We start from the raw sequence: 18,286 nt of genomic DNA, 5'->3' as shown, positions 1-18,286 counted from the left end.
GATGGCGATCAGTTGCCCTTGTCGCGCCAGCTGATGTCCGCGTCGGTGCCGTCGCCGCCTTCGGCGCCGTCCGCGCCCAGGGAGTAAAGGTCGAAGGGACCGTCCACGCCGGGGCTGATGTAGACGTATTCATTGCCCCAGGGATCTTCCGGCATGCTCGGCAGGTAGCCGCCTTCCGGCCATTTCTTGGCGGAGGCCGGCCGTTCCACCAGGGCCTTGATGCCCTCCTCGGTGGTCGGGTAGGTGCCGTTGTTGAACTTGTACATATCCAACTGCTGGACGATCCGCGACATATTGGTCTTGGCGATGTCCACCTTGGCCTGTTCCCCCTGGCCGATCACGTTGGGCACGATCATCGCCGCCAACAGCCCGATGATCGCCACCACCACCATGATTTCCAGCAGGGTGAAGCCACCCTGAGCCCGTTGCATCGTTTTCATGATTCACCTTTTGTTGTGTCTGGAGAGACGTCCTTGTGGGCGTGCTCCGCCTAGCCCGCCATGAAGTTGTTCATCTGCATGATCGGCAGCATTACCGCCAGTACGATCAGGATCACGAACCCCGCCATCATCAGCAGCATCATGGGCCCCAGCAGCCCGACCATGGTTTGGACCGTGCTGGTGAGTTCCCGTTCCTGATAATCCGCCGCACGAGAGAGCATGTTGTCCAGCTCGCCGCTGGCTTCGCCACTGGCGATCATCTGCACCAGCATGGGCGGAAAATAGCCGCTGTTTTCCAGTGCCCGGCTGAGGCTGCCGCCTTCGCGCACCCGGGCGGCGGCGTTGACCACCGCCTGGCGGATGGCCAGGTTACCGACCACCTGGGCGGCGATGAACAAGGCATCCACCAACGGCACCCCGGAGCGGCCAAGGATGCCCAGGGTGCTGGCCAGCCGGGCGCTGTCCGAGGCGCGCATCATGGTGCCGATCAGGGGCATGGCGGCCAATCGCCGGTGCACGCGCATGCGGAACGCGGGCTGGCGCATGGCCCGGGTGAAGGCCACCACCGCGCCGATCACCGCCAGCGCCAGCAACCAGCCCCAGGCGCGCACGAAGTCGCTGAGGGCGATCACCGCCACGGTGATGAACGGCAGGGCCTGGTCCCGGTTGGCGAACACCGCCACCATCTTGGGCACCACGAAGGCCATCAGGAAGCCGATCACCAGCGCCGAGAAGATCATGATGAACGCCGGGTAAATCATCGCCTGGCTCACCGAGCGGCCGGTGTCGTCACGGGTTTCCAGATAGTCGGCCAGCTGCTCCAGCACCTGCTCCAGGTGGCCGCTCTGTTCGCCGGCCGCCACCGTGGCCCGGTACATCTCCGGGAAGGCGCGCGGGTACTCGGCCAGCGCCCGGGCCAGGCTGTAGCCCTCCAGCACCTTGCCGCGCACCGCCAGAATGATCTTTTCCACCCGCACATGGCCGGACTGCCGGGCCACCGCCGACAGGGCCTGCTCCACCGGCAGGCCGGACTTGAGCAGGGTGGCCAGCTGGCGGGTAATCAGCGCCTGTTCGCCGCCCTTGAGCTTGCCTGTGGCGGACAGCCGCGCGGATAGCCCGCCGCCACTCTGCCGGTCGCGGGCTTCGGTGACTTCCAGCGGCACCCAGCCCTTGTCGCGCAGTTGCTGGCGAATCTGCCGGGCGCTGTCCGCCTCCAGGGTGCCCCGTTTGACTTTGCCCCGGTGATCCAGGGAGCGGTATTCGAACGCGGGCATCAGTCTTCCTTGGTGACGCGAAGAACTTCTTCGATGCTGGTGTCGCCGGCCAGCACCTTGCGCCAGCCGTCCTCGCGGATGCTCGGCGTCAGGGTGCGGGCGTGCCGGCCCAGGCGCAGTTCGCCGGCCCGTTCGTGGATCAGCTCGCGCATCACATCGTCGATCACCACCAGCTCATAGATACCGGTACGGCCCCGGTAGCCCTGCTGGTTGCAGTGTTCGCAGCCCACCGGGTGGTAGAGGGTGACCTGCTGGTCCGGCGCCAGGCCGAGCAGGGTGCGCTCGCTGTCGCTGGGGGAATAGGCTTGCTTGCAGTCGTCACAGAGCACCCGCACCAGCCGTTGGGCCAGGGAACCGAGCAGCGAACTGGACAGCAGGAACGGCTCGATGCCCATGTCCTGCAACCGGGTCACCGCGCCCACCGCGGTGTTGGTGTGCAGTGTGGACAGCACCAGGTGACCGGTGAGTGATGCCTGCACCGCGATTTCGGCGGTTTCCAGGTCGCGGATCTCGCCCACCATCACCACGTCCGGGTCCTGACGCAGGATCGCCCGCAGCCCGCGGGCGAAGGTCATGTCCACCTTGGTGTTGACCTGGGTCTGGCCGATGCCCTCGAGCTGGTACTCGATGGGGTCCTCGACGGTGAGGATATTGCGGGTGGCGTCGTTCAGTTCGGTGAGCGAGGCGTACAGGGTGGTGGTCTTACCGGAACCGGTGGGGCCGGTGACCAGAATGATGCCGTGGGGTTTGTGGATCAGCTCGCGCATCAGGTTGTCGCACACTTCGCCCATGCCCAGGTGAGACACCTGCAGGCGGCCGGCCTGCTTGTCGAGCAGACGCAGCACCACCCGCTCGCCGTTGCTGGACGGCATGGTGGACACCCGCACGTCCACGTCGCGGCCACCCAGGCGCAGGGAAATACGGCCATCCTGGGGAATCCGTTTTTCGGCGATGTCGAGCCGCGCCATTACCTTGATGCGCGATACCAGCAGCGGCGCCAGCTCCCGTTTCGGGGTCAGCACCTCGCGCAGCACGCCGTCCACGCGCATGCGCACCACCAGACGTTTTTCGAAGGTCTCGATGTGGATATCGGAGGCGTTCTCGCGGATCGCTTCCTGGAACAGGGCGTTGATCAGGCGGATGATCGGGGCATCGTCTTCCTGCTCCAGCAGGTCCGAGGTCTCCGGCAGCGAATCCGCCAGGCTGGCCAGGTCCAGGCCCTCCAGGTTGTCGGCGGCCTCGGCGGCGGCGCCGCGCTGTTGTTCATAGGTCAGCGCCATGGCGGCGGAGAAGGCGCCCTCGTCCATGCGCTGGATCGGCGGCAGCCTGCCCAGCCAGCGCTGTACCTCGGCCAGGGCCTGCAGGGACACATCCTGCCGGCAGCACAGCTCCTTGCGGCCGTCCTTTTCCCTCAGCAGCACCCCGAAGCGGCGCGCGAACCCATACGGCAACAGTTGCGGCCCGCCGTTGTCCTCCGCCAGTTCGGTATGCTCAACCACTGCTTCGCTCATAACCCCTCAATATCCTTCAATACCGTTCCATAAGTATTTCTATTATCTCGCCATTGGCGTCGGAGAGCTCCAGAAACTGGAAGCCGGCGTGGTATTCGCCCGGTTCGTCCAGGCCCTCGCTCCATACCACCCGGGCGTTGAAGCTCATGGTATTGACGCCACCGATCTGGTCCGGCAACACCATGCCCAGCTCCAGCTGCTCCCCCGGCGCCACGTCGCGGCGCAGCAATAATTTGAAGCCGCCAACGCTCAGGTTGATCAGCCTGCCCACATTACCACCGGTGCCGCGATCGAACACCACCAGTTCATGGAACATGCGCTTGCGCGGCTGGCCACGGCGCTCCCGGCGGCCGTCGCCGGCGCCCTCCTCGTCCCGGCGTCGCAACATGAATACCACGCCGGTGAAGGCGCCGCACTCACGTCGTACCGGGTTGGCATGGACGAGCAAGGGTAACGGCTGTTCATGACCATCCGGATACAGGTCCAGGCTGCCCTCCCAGTGCCGGCCTTCGGCGCACGGCGGCGGCAACGGTCCGCACCAGGCCGGGCTGTCCCCTTGCGCCAGCAGGGCGCTCACCGGCTGGCCCAGCAGCGCGTCCCGGTCGCTATTGAGCAGCGCCGCCGCCGAGGCATTGCTGAAGCTCACCAGGCCGTCCGCGTCGGTGCCGATCACCGCCTCGCCCAGGGCGTGCAGCAGGCGCTCGTTCTCGTCCTTGAGACGCTTCATCTGTACCACCGCCTGCTGCAATTTGCGACGTTGCCGGTCCAGTTGCAGGAATACATTGACCTTGGCGTCGAGGATCTGTTCATCCACGGGCTTGAACAAATAGTCCACCGCGCCGGCTTGATACCCCTGGAACACGAAGGTCCGTTCCTTGGAAATGGCGGTGACGAAAATGATCGGGATATGGCGGGTCTTGCGGTTCTGGCGCATCAGCCGCGCCACCTCGAAGCCATCCATCTCGGGCATCTGCACGTCCAGCAAAACCAGCGCGAAATCGTGCTTCAGGGCCAGGGCCAGGGCTTCGTTGCCGGATTGCGCCATGATCAGCTGGCGGCCCTCCCCCTCCAGCAACGCTTCCATGGCGATCAGGTTTTCCCGGTGGTCATCGACGACCAGGATATTCTGCTTAATCATTGCGCAAGCCAACCCCGCTGTTCACTTGTCTTGCCACCTGATCTTCTGACTGATTTTTTGTCAGACTTTCCACCAGCCAGGGCCCGATCCGCTCCAGATCCAGCACCTCAGCGGCGGCGCCCAGGGCGATGGCCGCCTCCGGCATGGCCGGCGCTTCGCTGCTTTGCGGTGACTGCACCAGGGTGCGGCCGCCGCGCCGGCGGATGTAATCCAGCCCGGCGGAGCCGTCCTCATTGGCGCCGGTCAGCACCACGCCCAGGGTCTGGTCGCCATATACATGGCCCGCGGAGAAGAACAGTTCATCAATCGACGGCCTGGAAAAATGCACCGGCCGATAAACGGTCAAGGCGACGGTATGGTCCCCGTTGACCAGCATGTGATAACCCGGTGGCGCCACGTAGATATGGCCGGCCCGGATCGTTTCCTTATCGTTCGGCGCCACCACCGGCGGGCGGCAGTAGCGCGACAGCAACCAGGCCAGCCGGTTGTCGGCGCTGGCGTTCTGATGCTGGACCAACATGATGGCGGCGGGCAGCCCCTCCGGCAAGCTGGAAAGAATACGCGAGTAGGCGTTCAGTCCGCCCCAGGAGGCGCCCATCACCACCATCTTGATCGGCCTGGCCATGGCCGTTCACCGCCGCCACGGGGACCGCGGATTCATTCCTGCCCTCCCCGGTTGCGTTTTTCCGCCTCGTAGGCGGCGCGGTGGGCCTGGGCTTCCTTGAGCTTGGCCTGCAGTTCCCGGCGCTGGCGGTCCAGCTGCAGGAAGAAGTTCACCTTGCTCTTGAGGATCAGCGGGTCCAGCGGCTTGAACAGATAATCCACCGCCCCCGCCTGGTAGCCCTTGAAGACGTACTTCTTTTCCTTGCTGATGGCGGTGACGAAGATAATCGGTATGGTCTGGGTGTCCTTGCGCTGGCGCATCAGTTCGGCCACCTCGAAACCGTCCATGCCCGGCATCTGCACATCCAGCAGCACCAGGGAAATGTCCTCCTTCAGCAGAATTTTCAGCGCGTCCTGGCCGGACTCGGCCTTCAACAGGGTTCGCCCTTGGTCTTCCAGAATGGCCTCCAGGGAGACCAGATTGGCGGGCTGGTCATCGACCAGCAACAGTTTCTGCTCGATCATGATTTTTCTCGAACTCAGGCGTTATGACGCAGTTGACGCTTGCGGAAAATCCGCATCGCTTTGTTGACCACCTCGAAGGCATCCTCGTCACCGCAGAAACGCAGGCTCTCCTTGGTACCGAGACACAGGAAACCGCCCAGGTCCAGGCTCTCGCCAAACAGGCGAAATACCCGCTGTTGCAGCGTGCGGTCGAAATAGATGAGAACGTTGCGGCAGAGTATCACATGCATTTCTCCGAACACCTGGTCGGTGGCCAGGTCGTGGTCGGCGAACACGATATTGCGCTTCAGGCACTGCTCCATGATCACGCTGTCGTAGCGGGCGGTGGCGTAGTCGCTGAGCGAGCGGCGGCCGCCGGCGCGCCGGTAGTTGTCCGCGTATTGTTTGAAGGCGTGGATCGGATAGATGCCCTTGCGGGCCGCCGCCAGCACGTTCTTGTCGATGTCGGTGGCATAGAGCATGGCCCGGTCGTACAGGCCCTCCTCTTCCAGCAGGATGGCCATGGAGTAGATTTCCTCGCCGGTGGCGCAGCCCGCGTGCCAGATCTTGATAAACGGAAAGGTCTTCAGCACCGGCACCACCTCTTCGCGGAACGCCTTGTAGAACTCCGGGTCCCGGTACATCTCGGTGACGTTGACGGTGAGGTCGTTGAGCAGGGTGACGAAGAACTGCCGGTCGCGCAGCACCCGGTCGGTCATCTGCATCACCGTGGCGAAGCCGGACATGGTCAGCCGGTGCATCACCCGGCGGCGGATCGAGGCCTGGCTGTAGGAACGGAAATCGTAGCCGTAGAGCTGGTAGATGGCCTCCAGCAGCAGGCGGATTTCAATGTCTTCCAGGTGCACCTGATCATCGCTGATCGACGGGTCCGTAGCCACGGCCGGGTCTCCGTTCATTTGTGCAGCCACACCCGCAACAGCGAGGTCAGCTTGCTCATGTCGATGGGTTTGGAGCAGTAGTCGTTGGCGCCGGCGTCCAGGCATTTGGCGCGGTCGTCCTTCATCGCCTTGGCGGTGAGCGCCAGGATCGGCAGCGCCGCGAATCGCGGCTGCTGGCGGATATGGCCCATGGCTTCATAGCCGTCCATTTCCGGCATCATGATGTCCATCAGCACGATGTCGTAGTCCGGGCTTTCGTTGAGTGCATCCAGGGCCTCCCGGCCGTTGTTGGCGATGCTGATCTCGAAACCCAGCTCCTCCAACTGGGCGGAAAGCGCATAGATGTTGCGCATATCGTCGTCCACCAGCAGCAGCTTCTTGCCCTCGAAGATGTCGTCGCGGTGCTCGATCATCTCCGGGTTGCCGCGCCGGTGGGACGGCAGCGTGGATTCCAGCCAGTGCAGGAACAGGGACGCCTCGTTGAGCAGCCGTTCATGGGAGCGCTCGGTCTTGAGGATGATGCGGTCGGCGTATTTGCGCAGCCGCGCTTCCTCGTCCCGGGTCAGGTCCTTGCCGGTGTAGATCACCACCGGCACCGCCTCGTACTGATCATTGGCGTGCAGTCGCTCCAGCAGCTCGAAACCGCTCATGTCCGGCAGCGTCAGGTCCAGGATCATGCAATCGAAGACGGTCTCGCCCAGGGCCGCCAGGGCCTCGGCGCCGCTGGTCACGGCGGTGATCCGCACCCCTTTCTGGTCGAACAACTCGCGGATGCTCTGGTGCTGGATCTCGCTGTCCTCCACCACCAGCAGCCGGCGCACATTGGTTTCAATGGCGGTTTCGATCTTGGCGAACGCCTTGAGTATCTGTTCCTGGTTCACCGGCTTGGCCAGGAAATCGATGGCGCCCAGTTCCAGCGCTTTGTTGCGTTCGTCCTTGCCGGACAGAAAGTGCACCGGAATGTCCTGGGTGCGCGGGTCCGCTTTGAGTTTCTCCATCACTTCCCAGCCGTCCATGCCGGGCAGGCCGATGTCGAGAATAATGGCGCTGGGCCGGTGGCGGCGGGCGTATTCCAGACCGCTTTCGCCGTCGTTGCAGATGCGGCTTTCCAGACCATAGTCGGCGGCCAGGTCCACCAGCACATTGGCGAATTCCCGGTCGTCCTCCACCACCAGCACGGTTTTCTCGCGGACCACATAGTCATCGTCGGTTGTCTGGAACGGCAGGTTGGGCGCGGTGTGGGCCTCGGCGTTGGCGCCCACGTCCATGTCCACGCCCAGGTCCGCCTCGCCATCGGCGCGCGCCTGCTCCGCCGACCCTTCCGGCAGATACAGGGTAAAGGTGGCGCCCTGCCCCGGGCCGTCGCTGTGCAGGCCGATTTCGCCGCCCAGCAGCCGCGCCAGTTCCCGGGAGATGGTCAGGCCCAGCCCGGTGCCGCCGTACTTGCGGCTGGTGGTGCCGTCGGCCTGCTGGAACGCCTCGAAGATCAGTTTCTGTTTGTCCTCGGGGATGCCCACGCCGGTGTCGGTGACCGAGAATTTCAGGGTGCTGGCCCGGTCCAGCCGCCCCGGTACCCGCTCGTCCGCCAGGGGACGGTGGATGCCCAGGGTCACCGAGCCGTCGTCGGTGAACTTGAGGGCGTTGGACAGCAGGTTCTTGATGATCTGTTCCAGCCGCTGGCGGTCGGTGTAGAAGTTGGCCGGCAGGTCGCCGCCCAGGGCCACCCGAAATTCCACGCCCCGGTTTTCCGCCACATGGGAGAAATGCCGGCGGAAGTGGTCGCCCAGTTCCGACGGGGCGATGGGGTCCACCACCACGTCCATCTTGCCCTCCTCGATCTTGGAGATATCGAGGATGTCGTTGATCAGCGACAGCAGGTCGGCGCCGGCGGAATGGATCACCTGGGCGTGCTCCACCTGCTTCTCGTCCAGATTGCCTTTTTTGTTCTGGCCCAGGGCGTTGGACAGAATCAGAATCGAGTTGAGCGGCGTGCGCAGCTCATGGGACATGGTGGACAGGAACTGGGATTTGTAGCGGGACGACAATTCCAGTTCCTTGAGCTTGTCTTCCAGTTCCCGGTGCAGCAGCTCCAGCTCCTGGTTCTTGTCGGCCATTTCGGTTTTCTGCTCACCGAGCAGTTTGGCCTGGGCCTCCAGTTCCTCGTTGGTGACGCGCAGTTCCTCCTGCTGGGCCTGCAGGGATTCCTCCGAGGCGCGCAGGGCCTGGGTCTGCGATTCCAGTTCCTCGTTGATGGCGCGCAATTCTTCCTGTTGCTGTTGCAGGCGGGACTCCGAGGCGGACAGCTCCATGGCCTGTTCTTCCAGGTCCTGGTTGACCCGGGCCATCTCCTCCTTCTGCTCCTGCAACGCGGTGGCCTGCTCGCGGGTGCGCTCCAGCATGGCCGCCAGCCGCACCCGGCTCTGGGCACTGTGCAGCGCCACCCCGATCACCGCGGCGCCCTGCTCCAGGAACGCCAGCGCCTGGTCGCCAAAGCGTTCGAAGGCGCCCACCTCCAGCACGCCCTTCAGTTCGCCGTCGTGCAATACCGGCAGCACCACCACATTACGCGGCACCGCCTGGCCGGTGCCGGAACCCACGATCATGTAGTCCTCCGGCACTTCCTCCAGCACGATGCTCTGCTTTTCCAGGGCGCACTGGCCGACCAGGGATTCGCCCAGGGCGAACTCGTTGGCCATGTGTTTGCGGCGTTGCATGGCATAGGCGCTGCTCAGCCTGACCCGGGCGCTGTCCTCGTCCCAGGTATAGAAAGCGCCCACCTGGGCCTCCAGGGCCGGCACCAGATAGCCAAGCAGGTTGCGGCCCAGCTGCTCCAGGGTCATCTCGCCGCGCATCAGCGCGTTCAGTTCCGCCAGCTGGTTCTTGATCCGCTCCTGGCGCTGCTGTTCCTCGGTGCGCGCCTTCAGGGCGTCGCGCATCTTGCGGATGGCGCGGATCAGATGGCCGGTTTCGTCGCGGCTGTCGCTGCGGATCTCGGTGTCCCAGTTGCCGCCGGCGATGCTGTCGGCGGCGCTCACCGCGTCCTCCAGGGGCCGGGTGATGGCGCGGGTCACGCGCAGCGCGATGAACCCCAGCAGGGTGAAAGCGATGGCGCCCAGCACCAGGCCGATCATCTGGGTGCTCTTGTTGTCCTCGCGGCTGGCATTGAGGGTGGCGCGGAAACTGCTGTAGCGGTCCGCCTCGAAGGTGTCGTGGGCCTGCTCGTAGTCGTCGCGCAGCGCGTTCATGGCCTGGATGCGGTCGAAGCCGTCCAGCATCGCCACCGGGTCCTCGATCAGGTCGTGGGCCAGTGCGTCGGCGCTGCTGAAATAGTCCAGGAAGGTGGCGCGCAGGTTGTCCACCTGGGCGCCCAGGGCCGGGTCCAGCCGCTCGATGTCGCCGAGCCGCTCCAGGAACAGGTCGGAGCGCTGGCGGGCCTTGGCCAGGGCCTCCCCGTCCACCCGGTTGATGGCGCCGTCGAAGGCGGCGCTGATGCTGCGGAACTCCACGTTGTTGGCGTTGACCAGCTCCAGCACCGGAAAATCGTGCTGCTCCACCCGCTGCAGGTGGTGGATATTGGTTTCCGCGATGTAATAGCTGTAAAGAAAATAAGCCAGGAAGAGGAACACCCCCAGCGCCGCCACGGACAGAATCTTCAGCCGCACGGACAGATTGTTCAACCCGCTCATCAAAGCATCCCCATGATCGCGCCCCCGGCGCTTTTATTATGGTTGTCGCCCGCCACCGGTGCCGGTTTCGGCATCGGACAAAAGTATCACGACAGGCGCAACTTTCGGATTATAAAGGGGAAGTGCCATTCGGGAAGGCGGTCACGACGAGACTGTGAAGCGGGTCACTGCGAATGTTTGGGGAGGGATCGCGGCTGAAGCCGCTCCTACCGAGACCGGATGCCCCCGTAGGAGCGGCTTTAGCCGCGATAAACGGTGAATCAATCCGCCTTGGGATTGAAACGCCGGTTGAGCTTGCGCATGCCGCCGATCCAGCGGTCGTAATTTTCGGTTTTGTTGCGCATGTATTGCAGTACCTGGGCATGGGGCAGCACCAGGAAGGTTTCCTCGGCGATCGCCTCCAGGCAGGCGCGGGCCACCGGTTCCGGCTCCATCATGCCGTCCACGCTGGCCACGTGGTCTTCCTTGCCCTTGGTCATGTTGGTGCGCACCGCCTGGGGACACAGCACCGACACCTTGATGCCGTCGTCGCCGTAGGTCAGCGCCAGCCATTCGGCCAGGCCCACGGCGGCGTGCTTGGTCACCGCATAGGGGGCGGAGCCCACCTGGGACAGCAGGCCCGCCGCCGAGGCGGTGTTGAGGAAGTAACCGCCGCCACGGGCGATCATGCGCGGCGCCAGATGGCGGGCGGCGAACACATGGGCCATCACGTTGATGTCCCAGATGCGCTGCCAGCCGTCGTTGTCCACCTCCGGGCCGCCGGGGATGGAGATGCCGGCGTTGGAGCAGAACAGATCGATGGGGCCGACCTGGTCCTCGGTGTCGTCGATCAACGCTTGCAGCTCTTCCTCCCGGGCCACGTTGACCGCGCGGCCCACGCCCCGCGCGCCGGCCGCCGTGACCTGGTCGGCGGTGGCGCTGGCGCCCTCCCCGTCCAGGTCCGCGCACACCACCGCGCGGGCGCCGGCTTCGGCGCAGGCCACCGCCAGCGCCCGGCCGATGCCGCCGGCGGCGCCGGTGATCACGACGATGCGATCCTTGATATCCATGAGCGACTCCCTGGCGTGATCAGCCGGCGGTTTGCCGGTAGCGATTCACTTCGTTGCGGGCCACCACGTTGTGGTGCACTTCGTCCGGGCCATCGGCGAGACGCAGGGTGCGTTGCTGCATGTACATCTCGGACAGCGGCGACCATTGGCTGACACCGGTGGCGCCGTGGATCTGGATCGCCTGGTCGATGATCTGGCAGACCTTCTCCGGCACCATGGCCTTGGCCATGGAAACCCAGATGCGCGCTTCCTTGTTGCCCAGCACGTCCATGGCGCGAGCGGCCTTCAGCACCATCATGCGCATCGCTTCGATCTCGATGCGGGCGCGGCCCACCAGTTCCATGTTCTTGCCCAGGTCGATGATACGCTTGCCGAACGCTTCCCGTTCCATGCCGCGCTCAAGCACCAGATCCAGCGCTTTTTCGGCGGCGCCGATGGAGCGCATGCAGTGGTGAATGCGGCCCGGGCCCAGGCGCACCTGGGAGATCTCGAAGCCGCGGCCTTCGCCCCACAGGATGTTGTCCTTCGGCACCCGCACATTGTCGAGCTTGATGTGCATGTGGCCGTGGGGGGCGTGGTCATGGCCGAACACCCGCATCGGGCCGAGCACCTGGACCCCGGGGGTATCCATGGGCACCAGAATCTGCGACTGCTGGCGGAACGGTTCCGCGTCCGGGCTGGTCTTGACCATGCAGATCATGATCTTGCAGCGCGGGTCGCCGGCGCCGCTGATGTAGTATTTCTCGCCGTTGATCACCCAGTCGTCGCCGTCCAGCACCGCGCTGGTTTCAATGTTGCGCGCGTCGGAGGAAGCCACCTTGGGTTCGGTCATGCCGAAGCAGGAACGGATCTCGCCATTGAGCAGCGGCTTGAGCCATTTTTCTTTCTGCTCCGGGGTGCCGACACGCTCCAGCACTTCCATGTTGCCGGTGTCCGGCGCCGAGCAGTTCAGGGTCTGGGAGGCCAGCGGATTCTTGCCCAGCTCGAAGGCGATGTAGGCGTAGTCCAGGTTGGAGAGGCCTTCGCCGGTTTCCGCGTTGGGCAGGAAGAAGTTCCACAGACCATTGGCCTTGGCTTTGTCCTTCGCTTCTTCCAGCAGCTCCAGCTGCCCGGGCGCGTAGCTGAAACGCTCCGCCCTGCCCTCGCCCAGACGGTGGAATTCCTCGGTGATCGGGTCCACGTTGTCGCGGATATGCTTGATCACCGCGTCGAGCAGCGGCCGCGCGTCCTCGGACATGGCCAGGTTGTTCATCGCGGTATCGTTGTCCAGTGCTTTCAACGTTCTACTCCTTTGCGTGCAATACGGCCGACCGGCCGTCCTCAAGACAGGCGGCGCGCAGGGCCCGCCGGTCGATTTTGTCGGTGGCGCCGCGCGGCAAAGGCCCCGTCAGCACCCAGATATGATCGGGAATCTTGAACCGGGCCAGCCGTTCGCCCAGAAACGCGGTCAGTTCCGCCACGTCCACGGTGGCGCCGGCATGGGGGTAAATGGCGGCGCCCACCGCCTCCCCCAGCCGCTCATCGGGCACCGGGAAGACGCCGGCCTCGGCCACCGCCGGATGGTGGTGCAGCGCGCCTTCCACCTCCAGGCAGGAGACGTTCTCGCCACCGCGCAGAATAATGCTCTTGCGACGGTCGACGATGTACACCAGGCCGTCTTCCTCCACCCGCACCAGGTCGCCGGTGAGCAGCCAGCCGTCGCGCAGGGTCTCGGCGGTGGCGTCCGGCTGGTTCAGGTAGCCGCGCATATTGGCCGCGCTGCGCACCGCCAGTTCGCCCACCTGTCCCGGCGGCAGCGGCTCGCCGTGCTCGTCCACCACGCGCATCTCCTGCAGCGGCGGATTGAGGCGGCCGGCGGCATCCGGGTGGGCCAGGTAGTCCGGGCCGGACAGCACGATGCCCAGGGCATTGGTTTCGGTCATCCCCCAGCCGGTGCCCACATTGGCGTCGGGAAAGGCCCGCGCCAGCTCGCCCACCTGGGCCGCCGGGCGCTTGGCGCCGCCGGCGCCGATATAGGCCAGGCTGGACAGGGAGGCGCCCTGGCGGCGGGCGGCGGCCAGCAGTTCCGCCGACTGGGTGGGCACGCCCACGAAGCGGGTTACCTGCTCGCGCTCGATCAGGCGCACCGCCTGGTCCGGGTCCCACTTGTACATCAGCGTCATGGTGGCGCCGGCCACCAGCCCCTGGAGAAAGCTGGCGTTGAGGGCGGTCACGTGAAACAGGGGCGTAACGATCAACGCCGACGGCCGCCGGGTCACCGGCGCCGCCGGCGGATTCATCAGCCCGGCCATGGCATGCACCATGGCCTGGGAATACACCGCCGAGATCATGCCGCGATGGGTCAGCTGCACGCCCTTGGGGTGGCCGGTGGAGCCGGAGGAATACAGCACCACCGCGTCGTCATCGGTATCGATGGCGATGTCCGGCCAGCCGGCGCCGTCACCGGACTGGCGCAGCGCGGTGTAATGCTGGTCACCGGGCTCCGCCACCGCGTCCCGCACCGCCACCACCGTGACCCCGAGCCGCCCGGCGAAGCCCCGTGCCAGCTCGCGGCGGGCGCGGTCGGCGAACAACAGCCGGGCACCGCAATCCTCCACCGCGAACGCCAGCTCCTGCTCGCCCCACCAGGCATTCATGGGCACCGCCACCGCGCCCACGGCGGCCACCGCCAGGATCAGAATCGGCAGCTCCGGGTAGTTGCGCATGGCCAGGGCCACCCGCTCGCCGGGGCGCACCCCCAGCTCCCTTTGCAGGGCATCGGCCAGGGCGCACACCTCGGCGCTGAAGGCCCGGTGGTCCCAGCGTTCCTGCTCGTAGACCAGCAGATCGTGGCCGTCGAAGGCGGCGGCGCTATCGCGGAGCAGATCACGTAAATGGAATGGTGTGTTACGAAATACCTTATAGCGCTGGCCACGCACGGTGGCCTCGCCCAAGGCGAAACGGGGTTCGGTGGCGAGCAGATGTTCCGCGGCCGCCTCGAAGCTCATTGGTGAGCCGGTGCCTGACGGCGCCGTGGCACGGTCATCCTGGCCTGGGCCCATATTGTTATTCTCCCGGTGGTTATCCGCCCGGCTAGGCGGTGTCGCTGGCGCTGGCGACGACTGACAGTTGTCAGGAAGTTAAGCTAAGCGGCCCGCGACAGGGTGTCAAGTTCGCCGCCGCCGCCCCCTTCGCCGGACCTTCCACCCTTAAAATAACAACCAAGTTGTTTGATTTAAGAAAACGATTTTAGTGGTTGCGAGGATTGAAACCCGGCTTTAGCCTGACAAATGTCAGTATCGAAAGACTGTTTCGTTTTTCTGGAAAAACATCCGACAGAATCACAAAAACAAGGAGCATTCGATGAACAAAATTACCTTGAAGCGGACCCTGGCCGGCGCCTTCGGCGGTGCCCTGCTGATGTCGGCCTCGGCCATGGCCGCCGAATCGTCGTTTGAGTGGCCCCGGCTGCTGGTGATCGGCACCCCGGGCACCTCCTCCGGGAGTTTTATCTCCACCAATGCCTGGGCACCGCTTTTGCAGAAGGACCGGGGAACGGTGGTGCGCATCGTCCCCGAGGACAGTGAAACCATGCGCTACCGGCGCCTCACCCAGCGCAAGGACATCGCCATCAGTTCGGTGACCGCCGCCGAGATGCGCTTCCAGGTGGAAGGGGTGGGCGGCTATATCAATACCGTGCCGGCGCCCCAGCGGATTGTCTGGCACCACAACGATTCGCCCTGGGGTTATGTGGTGGCCGGCGATTCCGACCTGCAATCCCTGGACGATCTGAAAGAGGGCAAGCACCGGGTGGCCCAGGGCATGTTCTCACCGCCGATGACGGTGGCGGTGCGCGAGGCCCTGCCCGCTTTCCTGGGCCTGTCCGAGGCGCAAACCGAACAGCACTTCCAGTTCGTGCCGGCCAGCAGCTACGCGGAAAACTGCCGCTCGGTGGTGGAAGGCAAGGCCGACGTGGCCTACTGCGCCACCATCAGCGCGGTGGTATCGGAAATGGAAGGCGCCCCCGGCGGTATTCGCTGGCTGCCCATGGAACAGAGCAACACCGAGGGCTGGCAGCGCTACCTGCAACACCGGCCGATGCTGGTGCCCACCACCATCGACCAGGGCGTGGACTCCGCCCGGGGCGTGCAGGGCGCCACCTCCAACTTCCTCTATACCGTGCCCGCCGACGCCGACCCGGCGCTGATCTACAACCTGTCGAAATGGATGCACCAGGCCTACGACCAGTACCAGGGCAAGCACCCGCTGGCGGCGCGCATGTCCCTGACCCAGTTCCGCTCCTACCTGGACCGCACTCCCCTGCCGGTGCACGAAGGCACGGTGAAATACCTGCGTGAAATCGGCGAATGGAGCGAACAGGACGAGCAAAACAACCAGCAGGCCATGGAAAAGATGGATCGCTGGATCGCCGCCCGCCGCGCCGCCGTGGAAGAAGCCCGCGAAGCCGGGGTCAAGGTGGACTTCCAGAACCCGGCGTTCCTGGAGATCCAGGACAAGCACACCGACGGGCTGGACGGCTTCCGCTCCAGGATCTGACACCGCAGCGGAGCCCTCCGTTATGAACACTTCCGTTTCCACCGTCGAGGAGGCGGCACCGCAGCCGGCGATCAGTCGCCTGGGCGAGCTGTTCTCCTGGCAGAGCATCCTGTTCGTGGTGCTCTGTAGCGCCGGCCTGATCACCGGCCTGGCCTATGTGTTCGGTTTCACCTGGGACGGCCAGAGGCTGCTGGAGGGCCAGTATTACTGGATCTTCATCGGCTTGTTCGTGGCCGCCGCCTTTATCGCCCTGCCCGCCTACAAGGGCCAACAGCATATTCCGGTCTATGACCTGGCGGCGGCGGCGGTGGCCATTGGCATCAGCTTCTACTACTCCCTGCACGCCTGGGACATGGTGCAGAGCGGCTGGGCCCATGTGCCCAGCGCGGTGGTGATCTGGTTGCTGATGATGGAGCTGGCGCGGCGCAGCGGCGGCCTGCCGTTCCTGCTGGTGGTGGCCCTGCTGGGCAGCTACCCGCTGGTGGCGGACCGCTTCCCGGGCCTGCTGATGGGCATTCCCTACGACTTCAACCGGATGATCGACGCCCATATCTTCCGCGCCGAGGGGATGATGGGGATCACCACCAAGATCGTGGCGGAGATCATTCTCGGCTTCCTGGTGTTCGCCGGGGTGCTGATCGCCACCGGCGCCGGCCAGTTCTTTATCGATCTGGCCAATGCCGGGTTCGGCCGCCACCGGGGCGGCCCCGCCAAGGTGGCGATCGTCGCCAGCGGCTTCTTCGGCAGCCTGTCCGGTTCGATCTTCTCCAACATCGCCGGCACCGGCTCGATCACCATTCCGGCCATGAAAAAGTCCGGTTACCCGCCCCACTACGCCGGCGCCATCGAAGCCTGTGCCTCCACCGGCGGCGTGGTGATGCCACCGGTGATGGGCGCCATCGCCTTCGTCATGGCGATCACCATCGGCGTGGGCTATGCCACCGTGCTGCTGGCGGCGGTGATCCCTTCATTGCTGTTCTATTTCGGCCTGCTGCTGCAGGTGGACGCCTACGCGGCCAAGACCGGCATCAAGGGGCTCAGGAAAGAAGAGCTGCCGTCCATGAAGGGCGTGTTGAAGCGCGGCTGGCCATTCCTGCTGGTGCTGTCCTTCCTGGTTTGGGGGCTGCTGTACATGCGCTGGGAATACTACGCGCCCTGGTACGCGGCGGCGCTGATCGTGGCGCTCTCCTATCTGCAGAAGGACACCCGCCTGACTCCGGTGAAGCTGTTCGAGGCGCTGCGCCAGATCGGCTTCCTGGTGACCCAGACCGCCGCCATTATCCTGCCGGTGGCGTTCGTGGTCAGCGCCCTGACCATCACCGGGGTGACCGGTTCGGTGACCTCCGGCCTGATCGCCCTGGGCGGTGACAACCTCTACCTGATTCTGTTCTTCGGCGTGCTGGCCTGCTTCATCATGGGCATGGCCGGGTTGGCCATCGTCGCCTATATCTTCCTGGCGGTGACCCTGGCCCCGGCGATCATCGAGGTGGGCGGTCTCAACACCGTGGCGGTGCACTTCTTTATCGTCTACTACGCCATGCTGTCGGTGATCACGCCACCGGTGGGCACCGCCGCCTTCCTGGCCGGCACCATCGCCGGCAGCAGCCCCATGCGCACCTGCTTCACCGCCATGCGGCTGGGCGTGGTGATCTACTTCGTGCCGCTGTTCTTCCTGTTCCAGCCGGCGCTGGTGCTGCAGGGGGATCTGACGCCGCTGGTGTACATCCTGCCGTCCATCGTCGCCGGCATCGTGCTGATCTCCGGTGGTCTGGAAGGCTGGCTGCTGGGGGCGGGCCGGGTGCGCCGCTGGTGGCGGCCGGGGCTGGTGGTGGCGGGCTTTATCTTCAGCTTCCCGTCGTTGCTGAGCACGGTGATCGGCGGCGTGCTGTCGCTGCTGCTGGCCGCCCTGGTGTGGTGGGACAACCGCCGGCAACCGATGGTGCAAACCGGCTGAGCGGGGCGCGGCGCTTCAGCCGCGCGCCAGTTCCTCGATCATGGCGGCCACCCCGGCCGCCACGGTCCTCAGCATCAGCTCATCGTCGATATCACGGCCCAGCCAGTCGCGCATCGGCGCGAAGGCGGAAATAAAGATAATCAGGTTGGCCATCACTTCCGGGCGGCGGTCCTGCTCCGGCAGCCCCGCCCGTTCCCGCAACCGCTCGGCCAGGGTGGCGATCACCGCCTCGTCCCGGGCGCGCATGGCGCGGCGGTCGTCGGCCTGCAGGTACGGCACCGAGCGGTACACCAGCAGCGTGCCCTGGCGTTTGTGGCTCCAGGTTTCCTTCAGATAGTCGGCGATGATGTCGGTGAGAGCCCGCTCGCCCTGCCGGTTCAGACGTTCCGCCAGGGACGGCACATCGTGTTCGAACCAGAGACGATTGAGCAAACGACGGAGGATGTCGTTCTTGTTGGCGATGTAGTCGTAGATGCTGGCCTGATTGACCCCGGAACGGGCACAGATATCGCGGATGGTGGTGGACGCGAAGCCCTTTTCCAGAAACAGCTCCAGCGCCGCGTCGCAGATTTGTTCCAGGCGCGCCTCGGTGAGCGCCGCGTCCTGGACCTTGCCGACCACCGCTTCGGTCAGTTTTTCTTCTTTCATGCCGCCCCGCCTGATCGCCGCCACGGGTCACTTTCCCCGGGAAG

14 protein-coding genes are annotated in these 18,286 nt (G+C 65.1%); 2 read left to right on the top strand and 12 right to left on the bottom strand.

The window, feature by feature from the left end; genetic code table 11:
* Positions 1-8 precede the first annotated feature (8 nt).
* From gspG to FGS76_RS05270, 11 genes are all read right to left on the bottom strand, one after another.
* Positions 9-440 carry a type II secretion system major pseudopilin GspG gene (gene gspG / locus FGS76_RS05320; RefSeq protein ID WP_138771584.1) on the bottom strand — a complete coding sequence of 144 codons (432 nt, stop codon included), beginning with the start codon at positions 438-440 and terminating at the stop codon, positions 9-11.
* Between the two features lie 50 nt (positions 441-490).
* On the bottom strand, positions 491-1,714 hold the full coding sequence (gene gspF, locus FGS76_RS05315; protein ID WP_138771583.1) for a type II secretion system inner membrane protein GspF: 1,224 nt from the start codon (positions 1,712-1,714) through the stop codon (positions 491-493).
* Complete coding sequence (gene gspE / locus FGS76_RS05310) at positions 1,714-3,225, bottom strand: type II secretion system ATPase GspE (protein ID WP_138771582.1); 1,512 nt, start codon at positions 3,223-3,225, stop codon at positions 1,714-1,716. The genes gspF and gspE overlap by 1 nt, the downstream gene beginning before the upstream one ends.
* A 16-nt stretch (positions 3,226-3,241) precedes the next feature.
* Positions 3,242-4,363, bottom strand: coding sequence for a response regulator (locus tag FGS76_RS05305; protein ID WP_138771581.1), 1,122 nt, complete (start codon positions 4,361-4,363; stop codon positions 3,242-3,244).
* Complete coding sequence (locus FGS76_RS05300; RefSeq protein WP_138771580.1) at positions 4,356-4,988, bottom strand: chemotaxis protein CheB; 633 nt, start codon at positions 4,986-4,988, stop codon at positions 4,356-4,358. Before FGS76_RS05300 ends, FGS76_RS05305 begins: the two co-directional genes overlap by 8 nt.
* Before the next feature lie 32 nt (positions 4,989-5,020).
* Positions 5,021-5,491, bottom strand: coding sequence for a response regulator (locus FGS76_RS05295; protein WP_138771579.1), 471 nt, complete (start codon positions 5,489-5,491; stop codon positions 5,021-5,023).
* A 14-nt stretch (positions 5,492-5,505) separates the two neighbouring features.
* Complete coding sequence (locus FGS76_RS05290; protein ID WP_240692426.1) at positions 5,506-6,369, bottom strand: CheR family methyltransferase; 864 nt, start codon at positions 6,367-6,369, stop codon at positions 5,506-5,508.
* Positions 6,370-6,383: 14 nt separating this feature from the next.
* Positions 6,384-10,055 carry a response regulator gene (locus FGS76_RS05285; protein ID WP_138771577.1) on the bottom strand — a complete coding sequence of 1,224 codons (3,672 nt, stop codon included), beginning with the start codon at positions 10,053-10,055 and terminating at the stop codon, positions 6,384-6,386.
* Positions 10,056-10,315: 260 nt separating this feature from the next.
* Positions 10,316-11,104, bottom strand: a complete 789-nt coding sequence (locus FGS76_RS05280) for an SDR family NAD(P)-dependent oxidoreductase (protein WP_138771576.1) — start codon at positions 11,102-11,104, stop codon at positions 10,316-10,318.
* 19 nt (positions 11,105-11,123) lie between these two features.
* A complete protein-coding gene (locus tag FGS76_RS05275) occupies positions 11,124-12,383 on the bottom strand; it encodes an acyl-CoA dehydrogenase family protein (protein WP_240692425.1) in 1,260 nt (419 codons plus the stop codon).
* A 4-nt stretch (positions 12,384-12,387) separates the two neighbouring features.
* Complete coding sequence (locus FGS76_RS05270; protein WP_205717186.1) at positions 12,388-14,145, bottom strand: class I adenylate-forming enzyme family protein; 1,758 nt, start codon at positions 14,143-14,145, stop codon at positions 12,388-12,390.
* A gap of 301 nt (positions 14,146-14,446) precedes the next feature.
* On the opposite strand from FGS76_RS05270, the gene FGS76_RS05265 reads away from it, so the two are divergent.
* Positions 14,447-15,640, top strand: a complete 1,194-nt coding sequence (locus tag FGS76_RS05265) for a TAXI family TRAP transporter solute-binding subunit (protein WP_138771575.1) — start codon at positions 14,447-14,449, stop codon at positions 15,638-15,640.
* Positions 15,641-15,662: 22 nt separating this feature from the next.
* Complete coding sequence (locus tag FGS76_RS05260; protein WP_138771574.1) at positions 15,663-17,594, top strand: TRAP transporter permease; 1,932 nt, start codon at positions 15,663-15,665, stop codon at positions 17,592-17,594.
* A 15-nt stretch (positions 17,595-17,609) separates the two neighbouring features.
* On the opposite strand, the gene FGS76_RS05255 is transcribed toward FGS76_RS05260, so the two are convergent.
* The gene (locus FGS76_RS05255; RefSeq protein ID WP_138771573.1) at positions 17,610-18,242 is read right to left on the bottom strand and encodes a TetR/AcrR family transcriptional regulator; all 633 of its coding nucleotides are present in this window, start codon (positions 18,240-18,242) and stop codon (positions 17,610-17,612) included.
* Between the last annotated feature and the right edge of the window lie 44 nt (positions 18,243-18,286).

The sequence above is a fragment of the Alloalcanivorax gelatiniphagus genome, assembly GCF_005938655.1.
GTDB lineage: Bacteria > Pseudomonadota > Gammaproteobacteria > Pseudomonadales > Alcanivoracaceae > Alloalcanivorax > Alloalcanivorax gelatiniphagus.
The sequence above is the reverse complement of the archived record's forward strand: the minus strand, read 5'-3'. Positions and strand labels throughout refer to the sequence as shown.